The following is a 25702-nucleotide window of genomic DNA, read 5'->3' as shown; positions in this document are numbered from 1 at the left end:
ACGCCCGACGAAAGGTCACACCTGATGGACATGCAATCCCGTATCCGCCAGCTCTTCCATGCCAGCATCGAGACCAAGCAACAGGCCACCGAGGTGCTCATCCCGCATATCGAGCAGGCCAGCATGGTCATGGTCAATGCCCTGCTGAACGAAGGCAAGATTCTCTCCTGCGGCAACGGCGGCTCTGCCGGAGACGCCCAGCACTTCTCCTCCGAGCTGCTGAATCGCTTCGAGCGCGAGCGCCCGAGCCTGCCGGCGGTCGCCCTGACCACCGACAGCTCCACCATCACTTCGATCGCCAACGACTACAGCTACAACGAAGTCTTCTCCAAACAGATTCGCGCACTGGGCCAACCGGGCGACGTACTGCTGGCGATTTCCACCAGCGGCAACTCGGCGAACGTCATTCAGGCGATCCAGGCCGCACATGATCGCGAAATGGTTGTCGTAGCTCTGACCGGCCGCGACGGCGGCAACATGGCATCGTTACTGCTGCCCGAAGACGTGGAAATCCGCGTCCCGGCCAAGGTCACCGCACGCATCCAGGAAGTCCACCTGCTGGTCATCCATTGCCTGTGCGACCTCATCGACCGTCAACTATTCGGGAGTGAAGAATGACCCGTACCCCTCTGATCGCAGCCGCACTGGCCGTGACCATGGCACTGGGTGGCTGCAGCAGCTTCGTCAGCGCCACCCGCGACAAGCCGATCGACGATGACAAGGGTACCCGCACCCTTGGCAGCAAGATCGACGACTCGCTGATCGAAACCAAGGTGGAGGTGAACGTCGCCAAAGCCGATCCGGACCTCGACCGCAATTCCCACGTCGTGGTGATCAGCTACAACGGCGTGGTACTGCTGGCCGGCCAGACCCCACGTGCCGACCTGAAGAACAAGGCCGAACAGGCCGCCCGGGAAGTGCAGAAGGTCAAGACCGTGCACAACGAGCTGCAGATCCTGCAGCCCTCCTCCCTGGCCGCCCGCAGCAACGACACCTGGCTGACCACCAAGATCAAGAGCCAGATGCTCGCTGACGCGAACGTGCCCTCCACCCGCATCAAGGTCCTGACCGAGAACGGCATCGTCTACATGCTGGGCCTGGTCACCCGCAAGGAAGGCGACCTGGCCACCCAGGTGGTCCAGGGCGTGGACGGCGTGCAGAAGATCGTCCGCCTGTTCGAGTACATCGACTGATCGAGCGATATATTGCAGGCATGAAAAAGGCGACCCTCGGGTCACCTTTTTATTACTTCACCACCTTGAGACTCGGTCGGCCACTGGGGCGTGGCGGCTCGTCGGAGGGGCCGTCATCGGGCAGATCCTCGTCATCGGTGGGCACCGGCGGTTCCAGGTCGAAGACCATGCCTTGGCCGTTCTCCCGCGCGTAAATGGCCATCACGGCCTGGGACGGAATGTACAGGCCCTGGGCAACACCACCGAAACGACCTTCGAAGCTGACCGCCTCGTTATCCATCTGCAGGTGGCGCACCGCGGTGGGCGAGACGTTGAGCACGATCTGACCATCGCTGGCATAGCCCGACGGCACCCGCACGCCCGGATACTCGGAGTTCACCAGGATATGCGGGGTGCAGCCGTTGTCGACGATCCACTCATAGAGGGCTCGTACGAGGTAGGGACGACTGGAGTTCATCATCAGGCTCCTTAGCGCATATCACGTTCGATAGAGGACAGGCTCGCACGGAAAGTTTCCCGCGCAAACTGTCGCTCCATGTAATCCAGCAGCGGCTTGGCCGGGCGCGGCAGCTCGATGCCCAGGACCGGCAATCGCCAGAGGATCGGCAACAGGCAGCAATCCACCAGACTCAGATCCTCACTGAGGAAGAACGGTTTGTCGGCGAACAGCGGAGATACCCCCGTCAGGCTCTCACGCAATTCCTTTCTCGCCAAGGCGCGCTCGGCGTCCTTCCGGCGTGAATCGAGGATGCGGTCCACCAGGGCACACCAGTCGCGCTGGATGCGGTGTATCAGCAACCGGCTGTTGGCACGCGCCACCGGATAGACGGGCAGCAACGGCGGATGGGGATAACGCTCGTCGAGGTACTCCATGACCACCGTCGACTCGTAGAGGGCGAGATCGCGATCCACCAGCGTCGGCAGGCTGCCATAGGGGTTCACTTCGGCGAGCTTGGCCGGGATGCTGCCGGCGGGTACGTCGATGATGTCGGCGACGACGCTCTTCTCGGCCAGCACCAGGCGCACGCGATGGCTGTAGTGGCAGGAAGGGTCGGAGAAGCAGGTGAGCTTGTTGATTGCGGCCATGCCGCGCGCCTCCTCGCAGGATCTTCTTGTGGGAGGTAGAAAAACGCACGCGCGCCCCGTAGGGCGCGCGCTTGTTACTACGACTGGCGGTGCTTAGTGCACGTCCTTCCAGTATTCGCGCTTGAGCAGGTAGGCGAACACGAAGAAGAAGGCCAGGAACAGCAGGACGTAGGTGCCGATGCGGTGGGACTCCAGCTTGTTCGGGTCAGCCGAATAAGCCAGGAAGGTCACCAGGTTCTTCACCTTTTCGTCGAACTGAGCTTCGTTCAGCTGACCGGTCTTCGGAACGATGGTCAGTTGATCGCAGGCCTCGTGGGTCAGCGGAGTACCGGTCAGAGGATCGTACTGCTTCTTGCCATCCTCGACGACCTGGATCTGCTTGCAGCCAATGACCTGGCGGCCCTGCAGGCTCGCCAGCACGTTCGGCATACCGACGTTCGGGAAGATGGTGTTGTTCACGCCCCACGGACGCTTGGGATCTTCGTAGAACGAACGCAGGTAGGTGTACAGCCAGTCGGTGCCGCGAACACGGGCCACCAGGGTCAGGTCCGGCGGAGCAGCACCGAACCATACCTTGGCGTCAGCAGGCTTCATGCCGATGTCCATGTGGTCACCGATCTTCGCGCCGGTGAACACCAGGTGGCTCATCATCAGCTCTTCCGGGATACCCAGATCACGGCCTACCCGCTCATAACGCTGGAACTTGGCGCTGTGGCAGCCCATGCAGTAGTTGGCGAAAGTACGCGCGCCATCCTGCATGGCGGCCTTGTCGGTCAGGTCGATATCGACGTGATCCAGGGCCGGGCCATGACCTCCGGCGGCAAAGCCGAAGACAGGCAGCAGAGCCAGAACAAATGCAGCGAATTGCTTTTTCATCAGCCAGTCACCCTTTCCGGAACCGGTTTGGTTTTCTCCATCCGGGTGTAGAACGGCATCAGGATGAAGAAGGCGAAATACAGAATGGTGCACAGGCGGGACAGCGTGGTGCCCAGCGGCGACGGCGCTTGCGAGCCGTAGTAGCCGAGGATCACGAAGGATACCGCGAAGATCACCAGCCAGATCTTGCTCAGCCAGCCCTTGTAGCGGATCGAGCGAACCGGGCTACGGTCCAGCCACGGCAGCACGAACAGCACGGCGATGGCCGCGCCCATGGCGATGACACCCATCAGCTTGTCCGGAACGGCGCGCAGGATGGCGTAGAACGGCGTGAAGTACCAAACCGGGGCGATGTGATCCGGGGTCTTGAACTGGTTCGCCATCTCGAAGTTGGGCTTCTCGAGGAAGAATCCGCCCATTTCCGGGAAGAAGAAGATCACGGTGCAGAAGACGAACAGGAAGACCACGACACCGACGATGTCTTTCACGGTGTAGTACGGGTGGAACGGGATGCCGTCCAGCGGGATGCCGTTCTCGTCCTTCTTCTTCTTGATGTCCACGCCGTCGGGGTTGTTCGAGCCGACTTCGTGCAGCGCCAGGATGTGCAGCACGACCAGGCCGAGCAGGACGATCGGCAGGGCGATCACGTGCAGGGCGAAGAAGCGGTTCAGGGTGATGCCGGAGATCAGGAAGTCACCACGGATCCACTGGGACAGGTCTTCGCCGATCACCGGGATGGCGCCGAACAGCGAGATGATCACCTGGGCACCCCAGTAGGACATCTGGCCCCAGGGCAGCAGGTAGCCCATGAAGGCCTCGGCCATCAGGGCGAGGTAGATCAGCATGCCGAAGATCCACACCAGCTCGCGCGGCTTCTGGTAGGAGCCGTACAGCAGGCCACGGAACATGTGCAGGTAGACGACCACGAAGAACGCCGATGCACCGGTGGAGTGCATGTAGCGGATAATCCAGCCGTAATCTACATCTCGCATGATGTACTCGACGGACGCGAACGCTTCTTCCGCCGACGGGGTGAAGCTCATGGTCAGCCAGATACCGGTGAGGATCTGGTTGACCAGGACCAGCAGTGCGAGGGAGCCGAAGAAGTACCAGAAGTTGAAGTTCTTCGGGGCGTAGTACTTGCTCAGATGGTCTTCCCACATCTTGGTCGCGGGGAAGCGGGCATCGACCCAAGCCATGAACTTGTTCATCAGGCTTTCTCCTGGTCCACACCGATGGTCAGCTCATCACCATCCAGCGTATAGGGCGGAATCGGCAGGTTCAGGGGCGCGGGCTGTCCCTTGTAAACGCGGCCGGCGAGGTCGTAATGGGAGCCGTGGCAAGGGCAGAAGTAGCCACCCTTCCAGTCCGGACCGAGGTCTGCGGGAGCGACTTCCGGGCGGAAGGTCGGCGAGCAGCCCAGGTGGGTGCAGATACCGACGATCACGGCCAGCTCAGGCTTGATCGAACGCAGCTTGGGATCGACGTACGCCGGCTGCTCCGAAGCCTTCGACTCGGGGTCGGCCAGTTGCCCTTCGAGGGTCGGCAGCGCGTCGAGCATTTCCTTGGTGCGATGCACCAGGAACACCGGCTTGCCACGCCACTCGGCCACGACCTGCTGGCCCGGCTCGATCTTCCCTACGTTGACCTTCACCGGCGCGCCAGCGGCCTTCGCCTTGGCACTGGGGAACCATGACCCCACGAACGGGACCGCAGCTCCGACCGCTCCTGCCGCACCAACCACCGAAGTGGCCGCGACAAGGAAGCGACGCCGGCCTGCATTCACGCCGTCATTACTCATTCAGTCGTCTCCCATCAGCTTCAAGCCTGTTCAAATCAGGCTTTTAAGTAAAAATTCGAGCCGCGCAAAAAATTCGCCAAATGGTAAAGAAAACCCCTTGTGCTGACAAGGTAATAGCCAGATACGAAGTTAGCGAAACCCTTGCGGGACGGGGCTCGCACGGATGCGACACCTTGCCGCACGAATAAATTAGAGACATAAAAAAACGCCCAGTCCAAAGGATCTGGGCGTTTTTTCGAAGCGTCGTATTAACGCTTGGAGTACTGCGGACGCTTACGCGCCTTACGCAGACCGACTTTCTTACGCTCAACTTCGCGAGCATCGCGAGTGACGTAGCCGGCCTTACGCAGCGAGCTGCGCAGGGTCTCGTCGTACTCGATCAGAGCGCGGGTGATACCATGACGGATCGCACCGGCCTGGCCGCTTACGCCACCGCCAACGACGGTCACGTAGATATCGAACTTCTCGGTGTTCTCGGTCAGCTCGAGCGGCTGACGGACAACCATGCGAGCGGTCTCACGACCGAAGAACTGCTCGATGCTGCGGTTGTTGATGGAGATCTTGCCAGTACCCGGACGCAGGAAGACGCGAGCGGTAGCGGTCTTACGACGGCCAGTGCCGTAATTTTGAGTCGCCGACATAATGAGCTATCCCGTTAAATCTTCAGTTCTTGAGGCTGCTGAGCGGTGTGCGGGTGGTTGGCACCCTTGTACACTTTCAGCTTGCGGTACATGTCGCGGCCCAGCGGGTTCTTCGGCAGCATGCCTTTGACGGCAGTCTCGATAACACGCTCAGGAGCCTTGGCGATCAGCTTCTCGAAGTTGATCGACTTGATACCGCCCGGGAAGCCCGAGTGATGGTAGTACATCTTGTCGGTAGCTTTGGCGCCAGTGACACGAACCTGCTCGGCGTTGATGACGACGATGTAGTCGCCGGTGTCAACGTGCGGGGTGTATTCCGGCTTGTGCTTGCCGCGCAGGCGGGTAGCAATCTCGGTAGCCAGACGACCCAGGGTCAGGCCAGCAGCGTCGACGACGAACCAGTCGCGCTTAACAGTTTCTGGTTTCGCGGTATAAGTTTTCATTCGTTATAGCCTCAGGGGCCGCCTGAAAATAAGACGGCGAATCTTACTGGACAGTGGTTGCCTTGACAAGTCAAGGACAGCCGAAGACAGACACGAATTGGGGCTCGGGTCGGTGTGCGTCCGTAACGACTAGATGTATCGATCGGCAGGCTTTGGCATCCCCCACCGATGAAAGGCTGCGGAATTATGCAGATTCCGGCAGAATTTTCAACCGCTTTGCGCACTTGTTTTCATGAGGAGACCCGCATGGAGTACCGCCCGCTCGGCCGCACCGAACTGAAAGTCAGCACCCTCTGCCTGGGAACCATGACCTGGGGCGAGCAGAACACGCAGGACGAGGCTTTCGCCCAGATCGAGCGGGCCAAGGCCGCCGGGCTGAATTTCATCGATACTGCCGAGATGTACCCGGTGCCGCCGCGTGCGGAAACCTACACCCGCACCGAGCAGATCATCGGCAACTGGTTCGCCCGGCGCGGCGATCGCGCCGATTGGGTGCTCGCCAGCAAGATTGCCGGCCCCGGCAATTCCATCGGCCATATCCGTGGCGGCCAGCCCCGGCATGACCGCAAGAACATCGTCGAAGCGCTGGACGGCAGCCTCAAGCGCCTGCAGACCGACTGGATCGACCTCTACCAGTTGCACTGGCCCGAGCGCAGCACCAACTTCTTCGGCCAACTGGGCTACCAGCACAAGGAAGAAAGCTTCACGGCGCTGGAAGACACCCTGGAAGTGCTCGACGAGCAGGTTCGCGCCGGCAAGATCCGCCACGTCGGCCTGTCCAACGAGACGCCCTGGGGCACCATGCGTTTCCTGCAGATCGCCCAGGAGCGCGGCTGGCCGCGCGCCGTGTCGATCCAGAACCCTTACAACCTGCTCAACCGCAGTTTCGAAGTCGGCCTGGCGGAAATCGCGATCCGAGAACAGTGCGGCCTGCTGGCCTACTCGCCGATGGCCTTCGGCATGCTTTCGGGCAAATACTTCGGCGGCGCCCGGCCAGCGAACGCGCGGATCACCCTGTTCAGCCGCTTCACCCGCTACACCAATCCGCAGAGCGAGGCGGCCTGCGACCGCTACGTCGCCCTGGCCCGCGAGCACGGCCTGGCCCCGGCGCAGATGGCCTTGGCCTTTGTCAGTCGCCAGCCGTTCGTGACCAGCAACATCATCGGCGCCACCAGCCTCGAACAACTGGAGGCCAACCTCGGCAGCTTCGAGCTGAAGCTCTCCGACGAGGTGCTGGCCGGTATCGAGGCGATCCACAAGGAGCAGCCGAACCCGGCGCCTTGAGCCTTTCGCAGGAGCGAGCTTGCTCGCGAACATTTCCCCGGCAACCCCGGAGCCGGGCGGTTCGCGAGCAAGCTCGCTCCTACAAGGCTGCCCGCTTATTACAGCGCGCGGGCGATGATTTCCTTCATGATCTCGTTGGTGCCGGCATAGATGCGCTGCACACGCGCATCGGCCCACGCACGAGCGATCGGATACTCCCACATGTAGCCGTAGCCGCCGTGCAACTGCACGCACTCGTCGAGCACCTTGCACTGCAGGTCGGTGGTCCAGTACTTGGCCATCGCCGCGGTGGGGACGTCCAGCTTGCCTTCCAGGTGCTGCTCCAGGCAGCGGTCGACGAAGACCCGGCCCACCTGAACTTCCGTGGCAATTTCCGCCAGCTTGAAGCGCGTATTCTGGAAGTCCGCCACGGACTTGCCGAAGGCCTTGCGCTCACGGGTGTAGTCCAGCGTCCATTTCAGCGCCGCTTCGGCCGAGGCCAGGGCGCCGAGGGCCACGGTCAGGCGCTCCTGGGGCAGCTCCTGCATCAGGTAGATGAAGCCCTGCCCTTCCTGCCCCAGCAGGTTCGCCTTGGGAATGCGCACGTCCTGGAAGAACAGCTCGGAGGTGTCCTGCGCCTTCATGCCGACCTTTTCCAGACGCTTGCCCTTGGAGAAGCCCGGCGTACCCGCTTCCACCAGGAACAGGCTGGTACCCTTGGCCCCGGCCTTGGGATCGGTCTTGGCGACCACGATCACCAGGTCGGCCAGCCAGCCGTTGGTGATGAAGGTCTTCGAGCCATTGATCACGTATTCGTCGCCATCCAGCACGGCGGTGGTCTTCACGCCTTGCAGGTCGGAGCCGGCGCCCGGCTCGGTCATGGCGATGGCCGAGACCATCTCGCCGGAGATCAGCTTGGGCAGGTAGCGCTGCTTCAGCTCTTCGCTGCCGTAGTGGAGGATGTAGGGCGCGACGATGTCCGAATGCAGGGAGAAACCGATGCCGGTCAGCCCCAGGCGGCCGATCTCCTCGATCACCACGGCGCTGTAGAGGAAGTCCGCCGCCATGCCACCGTAGGCCTCGGGCAGGTGCGAGCAGAGCATTCCCGCCTCACCAGCCTTGTTCCACAGCTGTCGGTCGATATGCCCATCCTTTTCCCACTGGGCGTGGTACGGCACCGCCTCCTGTTCGAGGAACTTGCGGACGCTGTCACGGAACAGTTCATGGTCGGAACTGAACAGGGTTCTTGGAATCATGCGGTGCACCTGCGGATTGGATTATAGGAATTGTAGGAATTGTAGGAATTGTAGGAATTGTAGGAAGGCCGACTGTAGGCCAGCACGAACCGCTCTGCACTGGACACTTTCGCCAAAAAATAAGACGATCCAGCCGCATCATGACCGCTTTAGCGTCATGCCAAGACATCCATAAGAAGCACAAGAATCGATGCCCACCCCAGCTTCCAGCGTGCTGCGCCGCGTCAGCATCCTCGCCACCCACGGCGTCTTCGGCTCCACCCTGATGCAGGCCAAGGACTTCTTCCACATGGCCAGCCTGCGCCACGGCCGCCAACAGGGCCTGGGCCTGCAACCCGGCTTCCAGACCCGCATCATCAGCCCGGACGGCAAGCCGGTGACCAGCTTCAGTGGCGATACGCTGCCGGTGCAGGGCGCACTCGACGATCCGGAACTGGTGATCCTCCCCGCCTTCTGGGGAGACTTCGACGAACTGCTGAGCCATTACCCCGAGGTACTGCCCTGGCTGCGCGAGCGCCACGCCGCCGGCAGCGTGCTCTGCGGCGAGGTGTCCGGCGTGTTCTGGCTGGCCGAAGCCGGCCTGCTCGACGGCAAGGAAGCGACCACCTACTGGCGCTTCTTCCGCGAATTTTCCGAGCGCTATCCGAAGGTGCTGCTCAACCAGGAAAAGCACATCGCCGACGCCGACAACATCTACAGCGCCGGCGGCCTGACCTCGGTCCGCGACCTGTACATCTACCTGATCGAACACTTCTGCGGCGCCGCCGTGGCCCAGGGTGTGGCCCGCGACATCCTTTACGAAGTACAGCGCAGCTACACGCCAGGCCGCCTCGGCTTCGGCGGACAGAAGCTGCACCACGACCCGGCCATCCTGCAGATCCAGCACTGGCTCGAAGAACACTTCTGCGACAAGTTCCGCTTCGAGGATGTGGCCCGCGACCACGGCATGAGCATTCGCAACTTCATGCGGCGCTTCCAGGCGGCCACGGGCGACAAGCCACTGCACTACCTGCAGCGCCTGCGCATCGAGACCGCGCGCAACCTGCTGTCGACCACCCGCAAGAGCATCAAGACCATCAGCTACGAAGTCGGCTACGACGACGCCAGCTTCTTCGCCCGGCTGTTCCGCCAGCACACCGGGTTGTCGCCGAACCACTACCGCCGCCAGTACGAGCGGAAGGAAGCCTGAAACACGCCATCCCTAGGATGGGTTCCCGCCCTCAGGACGCGCCCTATGATCACCTGACGCCTTCACGGGCCGCCCTGACAACAAGAACCACGGGATATCGCCATGCGCCGCTTTCTGCTTGCCCTGCTGGCCGCCTTCAGCCTGACCGCTGTGGCGGACGACACCTGGAAACCCTTCCCCTACGACCAGAGCGCCTTCGACTACAGCGGCGACAAGCTACGCGCCGCCTGGCCGAAGCTGACTCGCGGCTTCGGCAACTACCCCTACCCCGACGCCGACTGGGTCGTGACTATGGCCACCCGGCACCCCGACACCCTGGAGAAGACCGTCGTCGCCGGTACCGGCTTCAGCGGCAAGCCGGAGGAAGCACAGGTCTATGCCGAAAGACTGCAGGACGTGTGGCGCAAGGTATTCCGCGGCGACTTCGCCCAGGCCAAGAAAGACGGTCTGGCGCTGGGCGTCGGCGGCCAGGTACCGGCGATGTTCGCCCAGACCCTTTACGCCCTGTTCCTCGCGCCGACCCAGGAGGAAAAACAGCGCCTGCTCGAAGAAGTGATCAGCTACACCGACGCCGCCGGACCGCTGCTCAACGCCGACCCCATCGCCCAGTTCGGCCGCGCCTATGCCAAGGCACGCCTGGCCGAGGACCTGCCGGTGCCGGTGGTACTCAAGCGCGGCTACACCGGCGACATTCCCAAGGAGCTGGACGCCCTGCTGGCCCAGCAGCCCAACCAACCCTTCGCCCTGGCGCTCTACGGCGGCTATGAGGCCGGTGTGATCCGCAAGGTCGGCAAGCTGGTCGGCAAGATGACCTACGGGGTCAGTGCGGACAAGATGGAGCAGTACTTCGCTCGTTCCTTCCGCGCCGCCAGCGATCTGCCGATCGGCCACTATGAATACGCCAACGCGCTGAACTACGTGTACGGCGAGGACGAGGAGCAGAAGGCGCTGGAACAGTTGAAGAAGGCTACGGCGATCCAGCCGATCACCGCGATGGAAGCGCTGGAGGTCGCCCATGCCCAGCAGTTGCTGAAGAAGGCGCAGCAGGAGATAGCGCAGCACTGATCGTTAAGGCCGTCTTGTAGGAGCGAGCTTGCTCGCGAATCGCCCAGCACCTGAGCTGCCGGTGAAATGTTCGCGAGCAAGCTCGCTCCTACGAAGAGCTGAAAAACAAAAAGGCTGCCCTCGGGCAGCCTTTTTCGTTCATCGCTCTCTCAGGGACGGTGCGGGCGGCTCAGGTATTCGTGGGACTGCATTTCCAGCAGACGGCTCAGGGTGCGCTGGAATTCGAACTCCAGGCGGCCACCGGTGTACAGGTCCTTGAGCTCCACCTCGGCGGAGAGGATCAGCTTGACGTTGCGGTCGTAGAACTCGTCCACCAGGTTGATGAAGCGGCGGGCCATGTCGTCCTTGGCCACGTTCATCTGCTCGACGTTGGAAATCAGGATCGCGTGGAAGATCTTCGCCAGCTCGATGTAGTCGTTCTGGCTGCGCGGACCGTCGCACAGCTCGCGGAATTCGAACCAGGCCACGTCATCGCAGGTGATGCGTGCGCGGATCTCGCGGTTCTCGATCATCAGCGCGTCGTCGCGGGTCGCCGCGGCGCAGTCCGGAGTCAGCGCCTTGAAGTCGCGGCTCATGGCCTGCTCGGCCTGTTCGGACAGCGGCCAGTGGTACAGCTCGGCCTGTTCCAGGGCGCGCAGGCGGTAATCCACGCCGCTGTCGACGTTGACCACTTCGGTGTGCTGCTTGACCAGCGCAATGGCCGGCAGGAAGCGGGCACGCTGCAGGCCGTCCTTGTACAGGCCGTCCGGCACGATGTTGGAGGTCGCCACCAGGCTGACGCCGTTCTTGAACAGCTCCTCCAGCAGGGTCGCAAGGATCATCGCGTCGGTGATGTCGGAGACGAAGAATTCGTCGAAGCAGATCACCCGGGCCTCGTCGGCGAAACGCTTGCCGATGATGGTCAGCGGGTTCTTCTCGCCCTTGAGGGTCTTCATTTCCTCGTGGACGCGCTTCATGAAGCGGTGGAAGTGCGTGCGCATCTTCTGCTTGAAGGGCAGCGCTTCGAAGAAGGTGTCCACCAGGTAGGTCTTGCCGCGGCCGACGCCGCCCCAGAAGTACAGGCCCTTCACCGGCTCCTGGGACTTCTTGCCCAGCAGCTTGCCGAACAGTCCGGACTTGCCTTTATCCGCAGCGATCAGGTCGTCGTAGAGGCGTTGCAGGTGCTTCACGGCGTTCGCTTGTGCGGCGTCGTGGAAAAAATCGGGGCGTTTCAGGTCTTCCTGGTAGCGCTGAAGAGGCGTCATGATCGGTAGCAAGGTAACGAAAACGGGGGCGCACACTGTAGCGGCGCCCCCGTTGCTTGGCAATTGGCCGGTAGTCGGACCGGCCTGCCAACCCTCACTCCTGCGGAGCGAGCGCCTCGCGCAGACGCTGCATGGCGGCGTCGCGTTCCGTGTCGGTGGAGAACTCCGGGCTGTACGCCACGGCTTCGCCATCCAGGCGCACGCTGAAGGCGTTCAGCTCGGCGTGCAGGTCCAGCTCCTCGGACTGCAGGCGCTTGGTCACCTGACCGGCGGCCTTGCCATCGGAGAAGGCGATGGACAGCAGCAGTTGCTCGCCGGCAGCGTCCAGCAGGCGGAAACGGAAGCCGTCATCCTCGCGGAAGCTGACGAAGCGCGCGGCCTTGGCGGCCTTCTTCTTGCCTTCGCTGGCCACCTGCACCTGCTCGCGGAACGAACGCAGGCCAACGGCCTCGCGCAGCTCGCCGAGGAACGGGGTGGCGATGCGACGAGCCTTGGCGGCACCGGCCAGGAGGATGTCCTCCAGATCGGCCGGACGGGTGATCAGCGCATGGTAGCGCTCGCGGGCTTCGCCCAGCTCGTTGTCGAGCAATTCGAACAGGCGCTGCTTGGCTTCGCCCCAGGCCAGGCCACCGAGCAACTCGGCGCGGAACGCCGCCTCCTGCTCGTGGGTGGAGAAGGCCTGGTACAGGGTGAACAGGTGCGAATTGTCCGGGTCCTTCGGCTCGCCCGGCGCGCGGGAGTCGGTGACGATGCGTGCCACGGCGTCCTTGAGCTGCTTGGCGCTGCCGAACAGCGGGATGGTGTTGTCGTAGCTCTTGGACATCTTGCGTCCGTCCAGGCCCGGCAGGGTCGCCACGTCTTCCTCGATCACCACCTCGGGCAGGGTGAACAGTTCCTTGCCGTTGCCGAACAGGTGGTTGAAGCGCTGGCCGATGTCGCGGGCCATTTCCACGTGCTGGATCTGGTCGCGGCCGACCGGCACCTTGTGCGCGTTGAACATCAGGATGTCCGCGGCCATCAGCACCGGGTAGCTGTACAGGCCCATGGTGACGCCGGCGTCCGGGTCTTCGCCGGCCTCGACGTTCTTGTCCACCGAGGCCTTGTAGGCGTGGGCGCGGTTGAGCAGGCCCTTGGCGCTGACGCAGGTGAGCAGCCAGGTCAGTTCCGGGATTTCGGGAATGTCGGACTGCCGATAGAAGGTCGCCTTGTCAGCATCCAGGCCGCAGGCCAGCCAGGTGGCGGCGATCTCCAGGCGCGAACGCTGGATGCGCGCCGGGTCATCGCACTTGATCAGCGCGTGGTAGTCGGCCAGGAAGTAGAAGGAATCTGCCTGCGGATCGCGGCTGGCAACGATGGCCGGGCGGATGGCGCCGGCGTAGTTGCCCAGGTGCGGAGTACCGGTGGTGGTGATGCCGGTCAGGATACGGGTCGTCATGGGAATCCAGGAATCAACACAAATGAAATGGCGGGCCGGATGGTAACGCGGCTGGCCAACCTAGGCGAGCCGGGCCTGTATCAGGTCCTTGAGCTCGATCAGCTTGCCGTGGAAGAAATGGCTGCACTCGGGGATGCGGATCAGTTCGTGGGGCCTGGTCAGTTCGGCGCTCCATGCGTAGACGCGTTCGGGCGTGACCACTTCGTCGGCTTCCGGCTGGATCACCGTCAGCGGGCAGCGCTCGGGCAGGTCGACGTCGAAGCGTTCCACTGGCGGCGCCAGCATGAACAGTTGCGCCAGCGCAGCGCCCTCCTCTTCCAGGCGCTCGGCGGCGTTGCCGGCTACGCAGGAGCCGAAGGAGAAGCCCATCAGGGTCAGCGGCAGTCCCGGATGCTGCTCGGCCAGCCAGCGCGCGGCAGCCAGCGCATCCTCGATCTCGCCGCGGCCTTCGGCATAAGCGCCGCCGCTCTGACCCACACCACGAAAATTGAAACGCAAGGTGGCGTACCCTGCATCCCGTGCGGCGCGCTGCAGGGTGGCGACCACCTTGTTCTGCATGGTGCCGGCGAACAGCGGATGCGGATGACAGATCAGCGCGACGCCCTTGGCGTCGAGCGTGGCGAGGTGCAGGGCTTCCAGTTGGCCGTCGGGGCCGTCGAGGAACAGGGGGATTTCGCGGGTGGTCAAACAACAGCTCCGTGACCCCGTGGCGGGTCGTCTCGTCTAGCACAATACCTGCGCAGGCGGCGAAGCTATCGCCACGGTATACAAGCACAGGTGCAAGCCGCTAACGTAAAGCAAAGCCGTCTATAGAGGAAGGATTCGCGTGGAACAGTCCCTCACCACCTGGTTGCTGCCGCTACTCGCCCTGATCGTCGGGGTCGGCATCGGTTTCCTGATCGCCCGCCTACTGCCCAACGCCGCGCCGAACAAGCTGCAGCGTCAGGTGGACGACATGCAGGATCGCTTCGATAGCTACCAGCGCGAAGTGGTGACCCACTTCAGCACCTCCGCCAGCCTGATGAAGAAGCTCACCCAGAGCTATCAGGACGTCCAGGATCACCTGTCCGAGGGCGCCGAGCACCTGGCCCTGGACGAGCAGACCAAGCAGCGCCTGCTGGCCGCCCTGCACGCCGACGAATACCCCGAGCGCCGCGAGCGCCTGACCCCGCCGGCGAACAACGAAGCGCCGCGCGACTACGCGCCCAAGCCCAGCGAAGGGCCGGGTACGCTGGATGAGACGTATGGGCTGAAAGGCAAATACTGAGTCTCCGTTACGTAGGAAAAGCCCCGCATCTGCGGGGCTTTTTCATCAGCGCTGGGCGATCAGATCGCGCCGCGCTGGCGGAGCAGGTCGAGGACCGCCTTGACACCCTCTTCCACCGACTGGGTCTGGGTGTCGATCACCAGGTCGGCATCCAGCGGCACGTCATAGGGGAAGGACTCGCCCGGGATGTTGTCCTGGCCGGCGGCGTACAGGCCCTGCGGATCGCGCTCGCGGCAGACCTGCGGGGACGCCTGGACATAGACGGTGATGAAGCGCTCGGCTCCGATCAGCGACTTGGCCTGCTCACGACCTTCGGCGCTCGGGGCAACGAAGGCGCACAGACTGATGAGACCGGCTTCGTTGAACTGCTTGGCCACATGGGCGGTGCGCAGCCAGTTCTCGTTGCGACCGGCGCGGTCCTGCGGCAGGCCCTTGTTCAGGTCATGACGCAGGTTCTGGCCATCCAGCACATAGACCGCACGTCCCATGTCGAACAGCTTGCGCTCCACGGCGTAGGCCAGGGTGCTCTTGCCAGCGCCGGAGAGACCGCTGAACAGCACGGTGGCCGGCTGCTGGCCGAAGCGCGCGGCGCGCTCTTCACGAGCGACATGGGCATTGGCGCCGTGGTGCGTGGCGGTGCCGTGACCGGCCTGCGGGGCGGCGATGATCATGCCGGCGCCGACGGTGCCGTTGGTCAGGCGGTCGATGACGATGAAGGCGCCGGTGGTGCGGTTCTGGCCGTAGCCGTCCAGTGCGATGGGCGCATCCAGGCTGACTTTCACGCGGGCGATCTCATTGAGTTTGAGTTCGCTGGCGGGAGTCTCTTCCAGGGTGTTCACGTCCACCTTGTGGGCAATGCTCGGGATGGACCCCGGCACGTAGCTGGTGGCGCGCTTGATGTCGTATTTCTTGCCCGGCAGCATCGGCTCTTCGGCCATCCACACCAGCATGGCGTCGAAGCCGTCGGTCACCTGTGGACGGTTGTCGGCACGCACCAGCATGTCGCCACGGGAGACGTCGATCTCGTCCTCCAGGGTCAGGGTGATGGCCTGGCCGGGACCTGCCTGCTCCAGCTCACCCTCGAAGGTGACGATGGACTTGACCTTGCTGCCCTTGCCCGACGGCAGGGCCACGACTTCGTCGCCCTTGCGCACGATGCCGCTGGCGAGGGTGCCGGCGAAGCCGCGGAAGTTCAGGTTCGGGCGGTTGACGTACTGCACCGGGAAGCGCATGTCGTCGAGATTGCGGTCGCCCGCCACCTCAACGGTCTCGAGGATCTCCATCAGCGACTGGCCGGTGTACCAGGGCGAGCGCTCGGACTTGTTGACCACGTTGTCGCCCTTGAGCGCCGACATCGGCACGAAGTGCAGGGAACTGGTCTTCAGATGGATCTTCTCGGCAAAGGCCAGGTAGTCGGCCTTGATCTGCTCGAACACGCCTTCGTCGAAGTCCTTCAGGTCCATCTTGTTGACGGCGACGACGATGTGCTTGATGCCCAGCAGCGAGGCGATGAAGCTGTGCCGGCGGGTCTGGGTCTGCACGCCGTAGCGGGCGTCGATCAGGATGATGGCCAGGTCGCAGGTGGACGCGCCGGTGGCCATGTTGCGGGTGTACTGCTCATGGCCGGGGGTGTCGGCGATGATGAACTTGCGCTTGGCGGTGCTGAAGTAGCGGTACGCCACGTCGATGGTGATGCCCTGCTCACGCTCGGCCTGCAGGCCGTCGACCAGCAGCGCCAGGTCGACGTCATCGCCGGTGGTGCCGACTTTCTTCGAGTCACGGGTAATGGCTTCCAGGTGATCTTCATAGATCATCTTGGAATCGTGCAGCAGGCGCCCGATCAGGGTGCTCTTGCCGTCGTCGACGTTGCCGCAGGTGAGGAAGCGCAACAGCTCCTTGCGCTCGTGCTGGGCCAGGTAGGCGAGGATGTCCTCGCTGATCAGATCGGATTGATGCGACATGGTGCGAGAACCTTAGAAGTAGCCCTGACGTTTCTTTTCTTCCATCGAGCCGGCGGCGTCATGGTCGATGACGCGGCCCTGGCGTTCGGAAGTTCGCGTCAGCAGCATTTCCTGGATGATTTCCGGCAGCGAAGTGGCAGTGGACTCCACCGCGCCGGTCAACGGGTAGCAGCCCAGGGTGCGGAAACGCACCATCTTCTTCTGGATGCTGGCCTTCTGCTCGGGCGTGAGGTGCTCGAGGATGCGCTCGTCGTCGATCATGATCAGCGCGCCGTTCATCTCGATGACTTCGCGCTCTTCGGCGAAGTACAGCGGCACGATCGGGATCTGTTCCAGGTAGATGTATTGCCAGATGTCCAGCTCGGTCCAGTTGGACAGCGGGAAGACGCGGATCGACTCGCCCTTCTTCACCTTGCCGTTGTAGACGTTCCACAGCTCCGGACGCTGGTTCTTCGGGTCCCAGCGGTGCTTGCTGTCGCGGAAGGAGTAGACGCGCTCCTTGGCGCGGGACTTCTCCTCGTCGCGGCGGGCACCACCGAAGGCGGCGTCGAAGCCGTACTTGTCGAGGGCCTGTTTGAGGCCTTCGGTCTTCATGATGTCGGTGTGTTTGGCGCTGCCGTGGGTGAAGGGGTTGATGTCCTGTGCCACGCCATCGGGATTGACGTGGGTGATCAGGTCCAGCCCCAGGTCGCTGACCATCTTGTCGCGGAAGCTGTACATCTCCTGGAACTTCCAGCGAGTGTCGACGTGCATCACCGGGAACGGCAGCTTGCCGGGGAAGAAAGCCTTGCGGGCGAGATGCAGCATCACGGCAGAGTCCTTGCCGATCGAGTACAGCATCACCGGGTTATCGAACTCGGCGGCGACCTCGCGGATGATGTGGATGCTCTCCGCTTCCAGCTGTTTCAGATGCGTCAGTTTGTCGACCATGGCTACTCACGGAATTGCTTATGGACGGCCTTCGGGCCGTAGACGAGGGCGCACTCTAACACAGCGCAAGACTCTAACCGGCGATGCTTTTATACCGAAAAAATATACATATATAGCCGTCCGCGCTCACTCGTCGAGCCCCCGGACAACCGGCCGAGGCCGCATTCCTACGGAGGTATGACAGGCAACCGATGGCACCGATGCCGCATCGCGCCGAACCTCGGGTAAAAGAGTCGCCTCGCCCACGAGAGCAACCCGGCACGCCCCCTGCCGATCATCTGGAAAACGCGTTCTGCAACAGAATGAGCGCCAGTACTTCGCCTCTTGCGCTTGCCTGGGAAGCACGCTGCGCTAGCATAGCCAGCACGTTTCCTGCCCCAGAAGATTTCCCATGCGCCGCATCGCCCTCGCTCTGCCTTTGCTTGTCCTGATTTCAGCGTGCAGCAGCAAACCGACTCCCGCTCCGCAGCAGGCCCAAAAGCCGAAGGCGCCGACCCTGATCACGCCCAGCGCGCACCCGGCGTTCGGTTCGGTGCAGCCCATCACCCCCTTGCGCGGCGATTACGCGAACAATGCCAACGCCAATCGTTTCATCGACAGGATGGTGAGCCAGCACGGCTTCAGGCGGCAGGACCTGCATGAGCTGTTTGCCCAGACACAAGAACTGGACTGGGTGATCCGCCTGATGGACCGCCAGGCGCCGAGCTACACGCCACCCAGCGGGCCGAACGGCGCCTGGCTGCGCTACCGGAAGAAGTTCATCACCCCGGACAACGTGCAGAACGGCGTGCAGTTCTGGAACCAGTACGAAGGCGACCTGATGCGCGCCTACCGTACCTATGGCGTCCCGCCGGAGATCATCGTCGGCATCATCGGTGTGGAGACCCGCTGGGGTCGCGTCATGGGCAAGACGCGGATCATCGACGCTCTGGCCACCCTGTCCTTCTCCTACCCGCGCCGTGCCGAGTTCTTCAGCGGCGAGCTGGAGCAGTTCCTGCTGCAGGCGCGCAAGGAAGGCGACGATCCGCTGGCCCTGCGTGGTTCCTATGCCGGTGCGATGGGCTATGGGCAGTTCATGCCCTCCTCCTTCACCCAGTACGCGGTGGACTTCAACGGCGACGGCCACATCGACCTGTGGAACCCGCACGACGCCATCGGCAGCGTGGCCAACTACTTCAAGCAGCACGGCTGGATCAGCGGCGACATGGTGGCGGTGCCCGCCATCGGCCAGGCCCGCTCCCTGGAAGACGGCTTCAAGACCCTGTACCCGGTCGCCACCCTGTCCGCCGTCGGCCTGCGCCCGCAGAGCTCGCTGAACGGCCATCAGCAGGCCAGCCTGCTGCGCCTGGACATGGGCCGCAACTACCAGTACTGGTACGGCCTGCCGAACTTCTACGTGATCACCCGCTACAACCACAGCACGCATTACGCGATGGCGGTGTGGGAGCTGGGCAAGGCAGTGGGGCAGGCGCGCCAGCGCTACGCCACGACCCCCTGAGCCCTCCCGGTGGGGCCGGTCACTGCCGGCCTCAGGCGGGATTCGGGCAATCGATGAACAAATGTTCGATGGCGAAGCGCTTGGCCAGGTAGTCGCCCAGCGCCTGCACACCGTAGCGCTCGGTGGCGTGGTGGCCGGCAGCGATGAAGCTGATGCCGTTTTCCCGCGCGCTATGCACGGTCTGCTCGGAGACTTCCCCGGTCAGGTACGCGTCCACGCCGGCAGCGACCGCCTGATCGATATAGCCCTGGGCGCCACCGGTGCACCAGGCGATGCGCCGGATCGGCTGTTCGCCTTCCACCAGTAGCGGCTCGCGGCCCAGCACATCGCGCACATGGATCGCCAGATCGCTCGGCAGCATGGGTTCGGGCAGCGAGCCGACCAGCACGATGGAGCGCGGATTACTCGGCTCCAGCGGTCCTTCGATCTCGAAGCCGAGCTGGCGGCCGAGCTGCACGTTGTTGCCGACCTCGGGGTGCAGGTCCAGTGGCAAGTGATAGGCCAGCAGGCTGATGTCGCAGTTCAGCAGGGTCTTCAGGCGCCGCTGCTTCATACCGACCACGCAGGGATTCTCGCCCTTCCAGAAATAGCCGTGGTGGACCAGTACCACATCGGCGTCCGCCTCCACCGCGGCGTCCAGCAGCGCCTGGCTGGCGGTCACGCCGGAAACGATGCGGCGCACCTGCGGGCGGCCCTCGACCTGCAGGCCGTTTGGGCAGTAATCCTGGACCTTCGCGGCGTCCAGGTAGCGGTCGGCTTCCTCGACCAGAGTGCTCAGTGCGATAGCCATAGAAATTCCTCCAAACACGGCTCCGGGCGTCTATTTTCTTGGCGCGCCGCCCGTATAATGGCCGCCACCCTATCGGCCATCCCCCGGCCAAGCAACCCCAAGGATTTTCTTCGATGCTGAAGGCCCTGCGTTTCCTCGGCTGGCCCGTGCTGGTTGGCGTCCTGTTGGCGCTGTTGATCATCCAGCATAACCCCCAGTGGGTCGGTCTACCGCAACAGGAAGTGCATCTGCAGCAGGCCCCGTTGCTCAGCCGCATCCAGCAGGGCCCGGTCAGCTACGCCGACGCCGTGAGCAGCGCCGCTCCGGCCGTGGCCAACCTGTACACCACCAAGATGGTCAGCAAGCCGAACAACTCGATGCTCGACGACCCGCTGTTCCGTCGTTTCTTCGGCGATAACCTGCCACAGCAGAAGCGCATGGAGTCCAGCCTGGGTTCGGCGGTGATCATGAGCCCGGAAGGCTACCTGCTGACCAACAACCACGTGACCGCCGGCGCCGACCAGATCATCGTGGCGCTGCGCGACGGCCGCGAAACCATCGCCCGCCTGGTGGGCAGCGACCCCGAGACCGACCTCGCGGTGCTGAAGATCGACCTCAAGGACCTTCCCTCGATCCTGCTCGGCCGTTCCGACGGCATCCACACCGGCGACGTCTGCCTGGCCATCGGCAACCCCTTCGGCGTCGGCCAGACCGTCACCATGGGCATCATCAGCGCCACCGGCCGCAACCAGCTGGGCCTGAACACTTACGAAGACTTCATCCAGACCGACGCGGCGATCAACCCCGGCAACTCCGGCGGCGCACTGGTGGACGCCAACGGCAACCTGATCGGCATCAACACCGCGATCTTCTCCAAGTCCGGCGGCTCCCAGGGCATCGGCTTCGCCATCCCGACCAAGCTGGCCCTGGAGGTCATGCAGTCGATCATCGAGCACGGCCAGGTAATCCGTGGCTGGCTCGGCGTCGAAGTGCAGCCGCTGACCCCGGAACTGGCGGAGTCCTTCGACCTCAAGGGCAAGGCCGGCATCGTCGTCGCCGGCGTCTACCGCGATGGTCCCGCCGCCAAGTCCGGCCTGCTGCCGGGCGACATCATCCTGAGCATCGACGGCCAGGTCGCCGGCGACGGCCGCCGCTCGATGAACCAGGTGGCGCGCACCAAGCCGGGCGAGAAGATCAGCATCGAAGTACTGCGCAACGGCCAGCCGGTGACGCTCAATGCCGAGGTCGGCCTGCGTCCGCCGCCGGCGCCCAACGGCGGCTGAGGCCAGAGCCCAGCCCTGAAATGAAAACGGCGCCCGAGGGCGCCGTTTTCATTTACCGCGACAGACTCACAGTTTCAGGCGCAGCGCATCCAGCAACGCCTGGTTCTGTTCCTCGGTTCCGATGGTGATGCGCAGGAACTGATCGATGCGCGCCTGCTTGAAGTGGCGCACGATCACCCCCTCTTCGCGCAGGGCAGCGGCCAGCCCGGCGCCATCGCGCTGCGGATGACGGGCGAAGATGAAGTTCGCCGCCGAGGGCAGCACGTCGAAGCCCAGGGTCTTCAATTCGGCCACCAGCTTCTCGCGGCTGTGGATAACCGCATTGCGGGTCTGCTCGAAGTAGGCCTGGTCCTCGAAGGACGCCACCGCGCCGGCCAGGGCCAGGCGATCCAGCGGGTAGGAGTTGAAGCTGTTCTTCACTCGCTCCAGCGCCTCGATCAGGTCTTCGTGGCCGACCGCCAGGCCCACGCGCAAGCCGGCCAGGGAGCGCGACTTGGACAGCGTCTGCGCCACCAGCAGGTTCGGGTAGCGGTTCACCAGGGCGATCGCCGTCTCTCCACCGAAGTCGACGTAGGCCTCGTCCACCAGCACCACGGTGTCCGGATTGGCCGTGAGCAGGCGTTCGATGGCCTCCAGCGGCAACAGGCAACCGGTGGGCGCATTGGGGTTGGGGAAGATGATGCCGCCGTTGGCGCGCGCGTAGTCTTCCACACGAATCTGGAACTGCTCGTCCAGCGGCACCGCCTCGAAGTCGATGCCGTAGAGGCCGCAGTAGACCGGGTAGAAGCTGTAGCTGACATCGGGGAACAGCAGCGGCTTGCCGTGCTGGAACAGCCCGTGGAAGGCGTGCGCCAGGACTTCGTCCGAGCCGTTGCCGACGAACACCTGCGAGGACTTAACCCCGTAGTACTCGGCGATGCTCTGCTTCAAGCGGTCGGCGTTGGGGTCCGGATACAGGCGCAGACTGTCGTTCAGCTCGGCCTGGATCGCGGCGACCACCTTCGGCGACGGGCCATAGGGGTTCTCGTTGGTATTCAACTTGACCAGCTTGGCCAGCTTCGGCTGCTCGCCCGGTACGTAGGGCACCAGTTCCTTGACGAAGGGACTCCAGAACTTGCTCATTCTTTATTCACCCTTCTCCAGGATTCGGAACTCGGCGCTGCGCGCGTGAGCGGTGAGGGACTCGCCGCGGGCCAGGATAGACGCGGTCTTGCCCAGCTCGGAAGCGCCCGGCGCGGAGCAGAAGATGATCGAGGATCGCTTCTGGAAGTCATACACGCCCAGCGGCGAGGAGAAGCGCGCGGTGCCGGAAGTCGGCAGCACGTGGTTCGGCCCGGCGCAGTAGTCGCCCAGGGCTTCGGCGGTGTAGCGGCCCATGAAGATGGCGCCGGCGTGGCGGATCTTCGGCAGCCAGCTTTCCGGGTCGGCCACCGACAGCTCCAGGTGTTCCGGGGCGATACGGTTGGCGACCTGGCAGGCCTGCTCCTGGTCGGCGACGTGGATCAGCGCGCCGCGGTTGCTCAGCGAGGTGCGGATGATCTCGGCGCGCTCCATCGTCGGCAGCAGTTTCTCGATGCTGGCGGCGACTTTATCCAGGAACGCCGCATCCGGGCTGACCAGGATCGACTGGGCGTCTTCGTCGTGCTCGGCCTGGGAGAACAGGTCCATCGCGATCCAGTCCGGATCGGTGCCGCCATCGCAGACCACCAGGATCTCCGAGGGACCGGCGATCATGTCGATGCCGACCTGGCCGAACACGTGGCGCTTGGCGGTGGCGACGTAGATGTTGCCCGGACCGACGATCTTGTCCACCTGCGGCACGCTCTCGGTGCCGTAGGCCAGCGCGGCCACGGCCTGGGCGCCACCGATGGTGAAGACGCGGTCGACACCGGCGATGCAGGCGGCGGCGAGGACGATTTCATTGATCTCGCCACGCGGAGTCGGCACCACCATCACCACTTCGGCGACGCCGGCAACCTTGGCCGGGATGGCATTCATCAGCACGGATGACGGGTAGGACGCCTTGCCACCGGGCACGTACAGGCCGGCGCGGTCCAGCGGGGTGACCTGCTGGCCGAGCACGGTGCCGTCGGCTTCGCTGTAGCGCCAGGAGTCCTGCTTCTGCTTCTCGTGGTAGCTGCGCACACGATTGGCGGCCGTCTCCAGCGCCTCGCGCTGGGCCGGGGTGATGCGGGTCAGGGCCAGCTCCAGGCGCTCGCGCGGCAGGATCAGGTCGGACATGGCTTTCGCCTCGACGCCGTCGAAGCGCTGGGTGAACTCCACGACCGCCGCGTCACCACGACTGCGCACATCGGCGATGATATCCAGCACGCGCTGGTTCACGGCATCGTCGGACACGCTTTCCCAGGAGAGCAGATGGTCCAGATGACGCGCGAAGTCCGGATCGGCGGCGTTGAGTCGACGGATAGCGAAGGGTGCGGTCATAGCTGGCCTCTTTAATTGGCAGGTTCTCGGGCGCCGCAAGACTATCAAGCCTACCGTGCGGGCACCCGAGAAAATTTGGCTATGACACGGATAGGCGGCCGCGACCGAAGTCGCGGTATGAATTACGCCCGGTGTCGAGACTCCACCGCTTCGCGCAGGGTGTCGATCAGCGCCTGGATGCGAGCATGCTGCATCTTCATCGAGGCCTTGTTCACGACCAGGCGCGAGCTGATGTGTGCGATCAGTTCCTGGGGCTCCAGGCCGTTCGCACGCAGGGTATTGCCGGTGTCGACCACATCGATGATCTTGTCGGCGAGGCCGACCAGCGGTGCCAGCTCCATCGAGCCGTACAGCTTGATCACGTCGACCTGGCGGCCCTGTTCGGCGTAGTAGCGCTTGGCGACGTTGACGAACTTGGTGGCCACGCGCAGGCGGCCCTTGGGCTCCGGCGCGCCGACCGCACCGGCGGTCATCAGCTTGCAGTTGGCGATCTTCAGGTCCAGCGGCTCGTACAGGCCCTGGCCACCGTACTCCATGAGCACGTCCTTGCCCGCCACGCCGAGGTCGGCGGCGCCGTGCTCGACGTAGGTCGGCACGTCGGTGGCGCGGACGATCAGCAGACGCACGTCATCGAGGGTGGTGGGGATGATCAGCTTGCGGCTCTTGTCCGGATTCTCGGTCGGCACGATGCCCGCCGCCGCGAGCAGCGGCAGGGTATCGTCGAGGATGCGGCCCTTGGACAGGGCAATCGTCAGCATGGTCTGGCTCAGCCCTAGCCCGGCACGCGGCGAATCTTCGCCCCGAGCAGTTGCAGTTTCTCTTCGATGCACTCGTAGCCACGGTCGATGTGGTAGATGCGGTCGATCAGGGTGTCGCCTTCGGCTACCAGGCCGGCGATGACCAGGCTGGCGGAGGCACGCAGGTCGGTCGCCATGACCGGTGCGCCCTTGAGCTGCGGAACGCCGGTGACGATGGCGGTGTTGCCTTCGACCAGGATCTGCGCGCCCATGCGGTTCATTTCGTAGACGTGCATGAAGCGGTTCTCGAACACGGTCTCGATGACCGCGCCGGTGCCTTCGGCCACTGCGTTCAGGGAGATGAACTGGGCCTGCATGTCGGTCGGGAATGCCGGGTACGGCGCGGTACGGATGTTCACCGCCTTCGGCCGGTTGCCCTTCATGTCCAGCTCGATCCAGTTGTTGCCGGTGTTGATGTGCGCGCCGGCTTCATCCAGCTTGGCCAGCACGGCCTCGAGGATGGTCGGATCGGTGTCTTTCAGCTTGACGCGGCCACCGGTGGCGGCTGCGGCGACCAGGTAGGTGCCGGTCTCGATGCGGTCGGGCATGACGCTGTACTTGGCGCCGCCCAGGCGCTTCACGCCGTTGATGACGATGGTGTCGGTGCCGGCGCCCTGGACGTCACCGCCCATCGCGTTGATGCAGTTGGCCAGGTCGACGACCTCGGGCTCGCGCGCGGCGTTTTCCAGCACGGAGCGACCATTGGCCAGTGCGGCGGCCATCATGATGTTCTCGGTGCCGGTCACGCTGACGGTATCGAAGAAGAAGTGCGCGCCACGCAGGCCGCCGGCCGGGGCCCTGGCCTTGATGTAGCCGCCTTCGACGGTGATCTGCGCGCCCATCGCCTCGAGGCCGCGGATGTGCAGGTCCACCGGACGCGAACCGATGGCGCAGCCGCCGGGCAGCGCGACTTCGGCTTCGCCGAAGCGGGCGACCATCGGGCCGAGCACCAGGATCGACGCGCGCATGGTCTTCACCAGCTCGTAGGGCGCCACCAGGGTCTTGATGGTGCTGGCGTCGACTTCGACGTTGAGCTTCTCGTCGATGATCGGCTGCACGCCCATGCGACCGAACAGCTCGATCATGGTGGTGATGTCGTGCAGGTGCGGCAGATTGCAGACGGTCACCGGAGTGTCCGCCAGCAGGGTCGCGGCAAGGATCGGCAGCGCGGAGTTCTTGGCGCCGGAGATGCGGATCTCGCCATCGAGACGAGTGCCGCCGGTAATGATCAGTTTGTCCATTGCAATGTTTCCCCGTGGG

General features: G+C 63.8%; 26 protein-coding genes. 8 read left to right on the top strand and 18 right to left on the bottom strand.

All coding sequences use genetic code 11. The features are described from left to right. Nucleotides 1-24 precede the first annotated feature (24 nt). A complete protein-coding gene (locus ACYCAX_RS09425) occupies nucleotides 25-618 on the top strand; it encodes a phosphoheptose isomerase (protein WP_017518113.1) in 594 nt (197 codons plus the stop codon). Continuing rightward, nucleotides 615-1193 carry a BON domain-containing protein gene (locus tag ACYCAX_RS09420; RefSeq protein WP_015475864.1) on the top strand — a complete coding sequence of 193 codons (579 nt, stop codon included), beginning with the start codon at nucleotides 615-617 and terminating at the stop codon, nucleotides 1191-1193. The genes ACYCAX_RS09425 and ACYCAX_RS09420 overlap by 4 nt, the downstream gene beginning before the upstream one ends. A gap of 52 nt (nucleotides 1194-1245) precedes the next feature. Here ACYCAX_RS09420 and ACYCAX_RS09415 read toward each other — a convergent pair whose 3' ends face one another. The 7 genes from ACYCAX_RS09415 to rplM all read right to left on the bottom strand — a co-directional run bounded on the left by ACYCAX_RS09415 (nucleotide 1246) and on the right by rplM (nucleotide 6040). Beyond that, on the bottom strand, nucleotides 1246-1650 hold the full coding sequence (locus tag ACYCAX_RS09415; RefSeq protein WP_294971285.1) for a ClpXP protease specificity-enhancing factor: 405 nt from the start codon (nucleotides 1648-1650) through the stop codon (nucleotides 1246-1248). 11 nt (nucleotides 1651-1661) lie between these two features. Then, complete coding sequence (locus ACYCAX_RS09410; protein ID WP_294971282.1) at nucleotides 1662-2279, bottom strand: glutathione S-transferase N-terminal domain-containing protein; 618 nt, start codon at nucleotides 2277-2279, stop codon at nucleotides 1662-1664. Nucleotides 2280-2372: 93 nt separating this feature from the next. After that, nucleotides 2373-3155 (bottom strand): cytochrome c1, encoded by a 783-nt coding sequence (locus ACYCAX_RS09405; RefSeq protein WP_015475861.1) that lies wholly within the window; start codon nucleotides 3153-3155, stop codon nucleotides 2373-2375. Continuing rightward, entirely contained in the window at nucleotides 3155-4366 is a 1212-nt protein-coding gene (locus tag ACYCAX_RS09400; RefSeq protein ID WP_015475860.1) for a cytochrome b, read from the bottom strand. Before ACYCAX_RS09400 ends, ACYCAX_RS09405 begins: the two co-directional genes overlap by 1 nt. After that, complete coding sequence (gene petA / locus ACYCAX_RS09395) at nucleotides 4366-4956, bottom strand: ubiquinol-cytochrome c reductase iron-sulfur subunit (protein WP_015475859.1); 591 nt, start codon at nucleotides 4954-4956, stop codon at nucleotides 4366-4368. Before petA ends, ACYCAX_RS09400 begins: the two co-directional genes overlap by 1 nt. A gap of 248 nt (nucleotides 4957-5204) precedes the next feature. After that, nucleotides 5205-5597: a 30S ribosomal protein S9 gene (gene rpsI / locus ACYCAX_RS09390; protein ID WP_015475858.1), complete on the bottom strand. Its 393-nt coding sequence runs from the start codon at nucleotides 5595-5597 to the stop codon at nucleotides 5205-5207. A 14-nt stretch (nucleotides 5598-5611) separates the two neighbouring features. Further along, nucleotides 5612-6040, bottom strand: coding sequence for a 50S ribosomal protein L13 (gene rplM / locus ACYCAX_RS09385; protein ID WP_015475857.1), 429 nt, complete (start codon nucleotides 6038-6040; stop codon nucleotides 5612-5614). A gap of 246 nt (nucleotides 6041-6286) precedes the next feature. Here rplM and ACYCAX_RS09380 point away from each other — a divergent pair, with 246 nt between their 5' ends. Then, nucleotides 6287-7324: an NADP(H)-dependent aldo-keto reductase gene (locus ACYCAX_RS09380; protein ID WP_460247855.1), complete on the top strand. Its 1038-nt coding sequence runs from the start codon at nucleotides 6287-6289 to the stop codon at nucleotides 7322-7324. A gap of 98 nt (nucleotides 7325-7422) precedes the next feature. Here the strand turns inward: ACYCAX_RS09380 and ACYCAX_RS09375 are convergent, their stop codons facing one another. Then, entirely contained in the window at nucleotides 7423-8568 is a 1146-nt protein-coding gene (locus ACYCAX_RS09375; protein ID WP_177324579.1) for an acyl-CoA dehydrogenase family protein, read from the bottom strand. Nucleotides 8569-8848: 280 nt separating this feature from the next. Between ACYCAX_RS09375 and ACYCAX_RS09370 the strand changes: the two genes are divergently transcribed. Continuing rightward, nucleotides 8849-9748 carry a GlxA family transcriptional regulator gene (locus ACYCAX_RS09370; protein ID WP_294974822.1) on the top strand — a complete coding sequence of 300 codons (900 nt, stop codon included), beginning with the start codon at nucleotides 8849-8851 and terminating at the stop codon, nucleotides 9746-9748. Between the two features lie 102 nt (nucleotides 9749-9850). Further along, nucleotides 9851-10813: a hypothetical protein gene (locus ACYCAX_RS09365; protein ID WP_294974810.1), complete on the top strand. Its 963-nt coding sequence runs from the start codon at nucleotides 9851-9853 to the stop codon at nucleotides 10811-10813. A 149-nt stretch (nucleotides 10814-10962) separates the two neighbouring features. Here the strand turns inward: ACYCAX_RS09365 and zapE are convergent, their stop codons facing one another. The 3 genes from zapE to ACYCAX_RS09350 all read right to left on the bottom strand — a co-directional run bounded on the left by zapE (nucleotide 10963) and on the right by ACYCAX_RS09350 (nucleotide 14179). Further along, nucleotides 10963-12057: a cell division protein ZapE gene (gene zapE, locus ACYCAX_RS09360; RefSeq protein WP_015475852.1), complete on the bottom strand. Its 1095-nt coding sequence runs from the start codon at nucleotides 12055-12057 to the stop codon at nucleotides 10963-10965. Nucleotides 12058-12151: 94 nt separating this feature from the next. Beyond that, nucleotides 12152-13492: a tryptophan--tRNA ligase gene (locus tag ACYCAX_RS09355; protein WP_460247854.1), complete on the bottom strand. Its 1341-nt coding sequence runs from the start codon at nucleotides 13490-13492 to the stop codon at nucleotides 12152-12154. A 60-nt stretch (nucleotides 13493-13552) separates the two neighbouring features. Next, nucleotides 13553-14179 (bottom strand): alpha/beta hydrolase, encoded by a 627-nt coding sequence (locus tag ACYCAX_RS09350; RefSeq protein WP_294974804.1) that lies wholly within the window; start codon nucleotides 14177-14179, stop codon nucleotides 13553-13555. Between the two features lie 139 nt (nucleotides 14180-14318). Between ACYCAX_RS09350 and ACYCAX_RS09345 the strand changes: the two genes are divergently transcribed. Beyond that, on the top strand, nucleotides 14319-14759 hold the full coding sequence (locus tag ACYCAX_RS09345) for a Z-ring associated ZapG family protein (RefSeq protein WP_015475849.1): 441 nt from the start codon (nucleotides 14319-14321) through the stop codon (nucleotides 14757-14759). A 59-nt stretch (nucleotides 14760-14818) separates the two neighbouring features. On the opposite strand, the gene cysN is transcribed toward ACYCAX_RS09345, so the two are convergent. Both cysN and cysD read right to left on the bottom strand, forming a co-directional pair. Continuing rightward, nucleotides 14819-16720: a sulfate adenylyltransferase subunit CysN gene (cysN, locus tag ACYCAX_RS09340; RefSeq protein ID WP_460247853.1), complete on the bottom strand. Its 1902-nt coding sequence runs from the start codon at nucleotides 16718-16720 to the stop codon at nucleotides 14819-14821. Between the two features lie 12 nt (nucleotides 16721-16732). After that, complete coding sequence (cysD, locus tag ACYCAX_RS09335; protein WP_015475847.1) at nucleotides 16733-17650, bottom strand: sulfate adenylyltransferase subunit CysD; 918 nt, start codon at nucleotides 17648-17650, stop codon at nucleotides 16733-16735. 391 nt (nucleotides 17651-18041) lie between these two features. Between cysD and mltB the strand changes: the two genes are divergently transcribed. Then, nucleotides 18042-19148 carry a lytic murein transglycosylase B gene (gene mltB, locus ACYCAX_RS09330; RefSeq protein ID WP_015475846.1) on the top strand — a complete coding sequence of 369 codons (1107 nt, stop codon included), beginning with the start codon at nucleotides 18042-18044 and terminating at the stop codon, nucleotides 19146-19148. A gap of 31 nt (nucleotides 19149-19179) precedes the next feature. Here the strand turns inward: mltB and ACYCAX_RS09325 are convergent, their stop codons facing one another. After that, nucleotides 19180-19938: a Nif3-like dinuclear metal center hexameric protein gene (locus ACYCAX_RS09325; protein ID WP_294974792.1), complete on the bottom strand. Its 759-nt coding sequence runs from the start codon at nucleotides 19936-19938 to the stop codon at nucleotides 19180-19182. 113 nt (nucleotides 19939-20051) lie between these two features. Here ACYCAX_RS09325 and algW point away from each other — a divergent pair, with 113 nt between their 5' ends. Further along, nucleotides 20052-21200 (top strand): Do family serine endopeptidase AlgW, encoded by a 1149-nt coding sequence (algW, locus tag ACYCAX_RS09320; protein WP_015475844.1) that lies wholly within the window; start codon nucleotides 20052-20054, stop codon nucleotides 21198-21200. Nucleotides 21201-21266: 66 nt separating this feature from the next. Here the strand turns inward: algW and hisC are convergent, their stop codons facing one another. The 4 genes from hisC to murA form a co-directional block, all read right to left on the bottom strand. Continuing rightward, nucleotides 21267-22322, bottom strand: coding sequence for a histidinol-phosphate transaminase (hisC, locus tag ACYCAX_RS09315; protein WP_015475843.1), 1056 nt, complete (start codon nucleotides 22320-22322; stop codon nucleotides 21267-21269). Between the two features lie 3 nt (nucleotides 22323-22325). After that, nucleotides 22326-23645 (bottom strand): histidinol dehydrogenase, encoded by a 1320-nt coding sequence (hisD, locus tag ACYCAX_RS09310; RefSeq protein ID WP_460247851.1) that lies wholly within the window; start codon nucleotides 23643-23645, stop codon nucleotides 22326-22328. A 122-nt stretch (nucleotides 23646-23767) separates the two neighbouring features. Then, the gene (gene hisG, locus ACYCAX_RS09305; RefSeq protein ID WP_017518137.1) at nucleotides 23768-24403 is read right to left on the bottom strand and encodes an ATP phosphoribosyltransferase; all 636 of its coding nucleotides are present in this window, start codon (nucleotides 24401-24403) and stop codon (nucleotides 23768-23770) included. Between the two features lie 14 nt (nucleotides 24404-24417). After that, on the bottom strand, nucleotides 24418-25683 hold the full coding sequence (murA, locus tag ACYCAX_RS09300; RefSeq protein ID WP_015475840.1) for a UDP-N-acetylglucosamine 1-carboxyvinyltransferase: 1266 nt from the start codon (nucleotides 25681-25683) through the stop codon (nucleotides 24418-24420). Nucleotides 25684-25702 lie beyond the last annotated feature (19 nt).

The sequence above is a fragment of the Pseudomonas sp. MT3 genome (genome assembly GCF_054720805.1).
Note: the sequence above shows the minus strand (reverse complement) of the source record. Positions and strands in the feature narration are given on the sequence as shown.

Coding starts and splice junctions, on each gene's coding strand:
- ACYCAX_RS09425 (WP_017518113.1), top strand. CDS start 25: ATGGACATGCAATCCCGTATCCGCCAGCTCTTCCATGCCAGCATCGAG.
- ACYCAX_RS09420 (WP_015475864.1), top strand. CDS start 615: ATGACCCGTACCCCTCTGATCGCAGCCGCACTGGCCGTGACCATGGCA.
- ACYCAX_RS09415 (WP_294971285.1), bottom strand. CDS start 1,650: ATGAACTCCAGTCGTCCCTACCTCGTACGAGCCCTCTATGAGTGGATC.
- ACYCAX_RS09410 (WP_294971282.1), bottom strand. CDS start 2,279: ATGGCCGCAATCAACAAGCTCACCTGCTTCTCCGACCCTTCCTGCCAC.
- ACYCAX_RS09405 (WP_015475861.1), bottom strand. CDS start 3,155: ATGAAAAAGCAATTCGCTGCATTTGTTCTGGCTCTGCTGCCTGTCTTC.
- ACYCAX_RS09400 (WP_015475860.1), bottom strand. CDS start 4,366: ATGAACAAGTTCATGGCTTGGGTCGATGCCCGCTTCCCCGCGACCAAG.
- petA (WP_015475859.1), bottom strand. CDS start 4,956: ATGAGTAATGACGGCGTGAATGCAGGCCGGCGTCGCTTCCTTGTCGCG.
- rpsI (WP_015475858.1), bottom strand. CDS start 5,597: ATGTCGGCGACTCAAAATTACGGCACTGGCCGTCGTAAGACCGCTACC.
- rplM (WP_015475857.1), bottom strand. CDS start 6,040: ATGAAAACTTATACCGCGAAACCAGAAACTGTTAAGCGCGACTGGTTC.
- ACYCAX_RS09380 (WP_460247855.1), top strand. CDS start 6,287: ATGGAGTACCGCCCGCTCGGCCGCACCGAACTGAAAGTCAGCACCCTC.
- ACYCAX_RS09370 (WP_294974822.1), top strand. CDS start 8,849: ATGGCCAGCCTGCGCCACGGCCGCCAACAGGGCCTGGGCCTGCAACCC.
- ACYCAX_RS09365 (WP_294974810.1), top strand. CDS start 9,851: ATGCGCCGCTTTCTGCTTGCCCTGCTGGCCGCCTTCAGCCTGACCGCT.
- zapE (WP_015475852.1), bottom strand. CDS start 12,057: ATGACGCCTCTTCAGCGCTACCAGGAAGACCTGAAACGCCCCGATTTT.
- ACYCAX_RS09355 (WP_460247854.1), bottom strand. CDS start 13,492: ATGACGACCCGTATCCTGACCGGCATCACCACCACCGGTACTCCGCAC.
- cysN (WP_460247853.1), bottom strand. CDS start 16,720: ATGTCGCATCAATCCGATCTGATCAGCGAGGACATCCTCGCCTACCTG.
- cysD (WP_015475847.1), bottom strand. CDS start 17,650: ATGGTCGACAAACTGACGCATCTGAAACAGCTGGAAGCGGAGAGCATC.
- mltB (WP_015475846.1), top strand. CDS start 18,042: ATGCGCCGCATCGCCCTCGCTCTGCCTTTGCTTGTCCTGATTTCAGCG.
- ACYCAX_RS09325 (WP_294974792.1), bottom strand. CDS start 19,938: ATGGCTATCGCACTGAGCACTCTGGTCGAGGAAGCCGACCGCTACCTG.
- algW (WP_015475844.1), top strand. CDS start 20,052: ATGCTGAAGGCCCTGCGTTTCCTCGGCTGGCCCGTGCTGGTTGGCGTC.
- hisC (WP_015475843.1), bottom strand. CDS start 22,322: ATGAGCAAGTTCTGGAGTCCCTTCGTCAAGGAACTGGTGCCCTACGTA.
- hisD (WP_460247851.1), bottom strand. CDS start 23,645: ATGACCGCACCCTTCGCTATCCGTCGACTCAACGCCGCCGATCCGGAC.
- hisG (WP_017518137.1), bottom strand. CDS start 24,403: ATGCTGACGATTGCCCTGTCCAAGGGCCGCATCCTCGACGATACCCTG.
- murA (WP_015475840.1), bottom strand. CDS start 25,683: ATGGACAAACTGATCATTACCGGCGGCACTCGTCTCGATGGCGAGATC.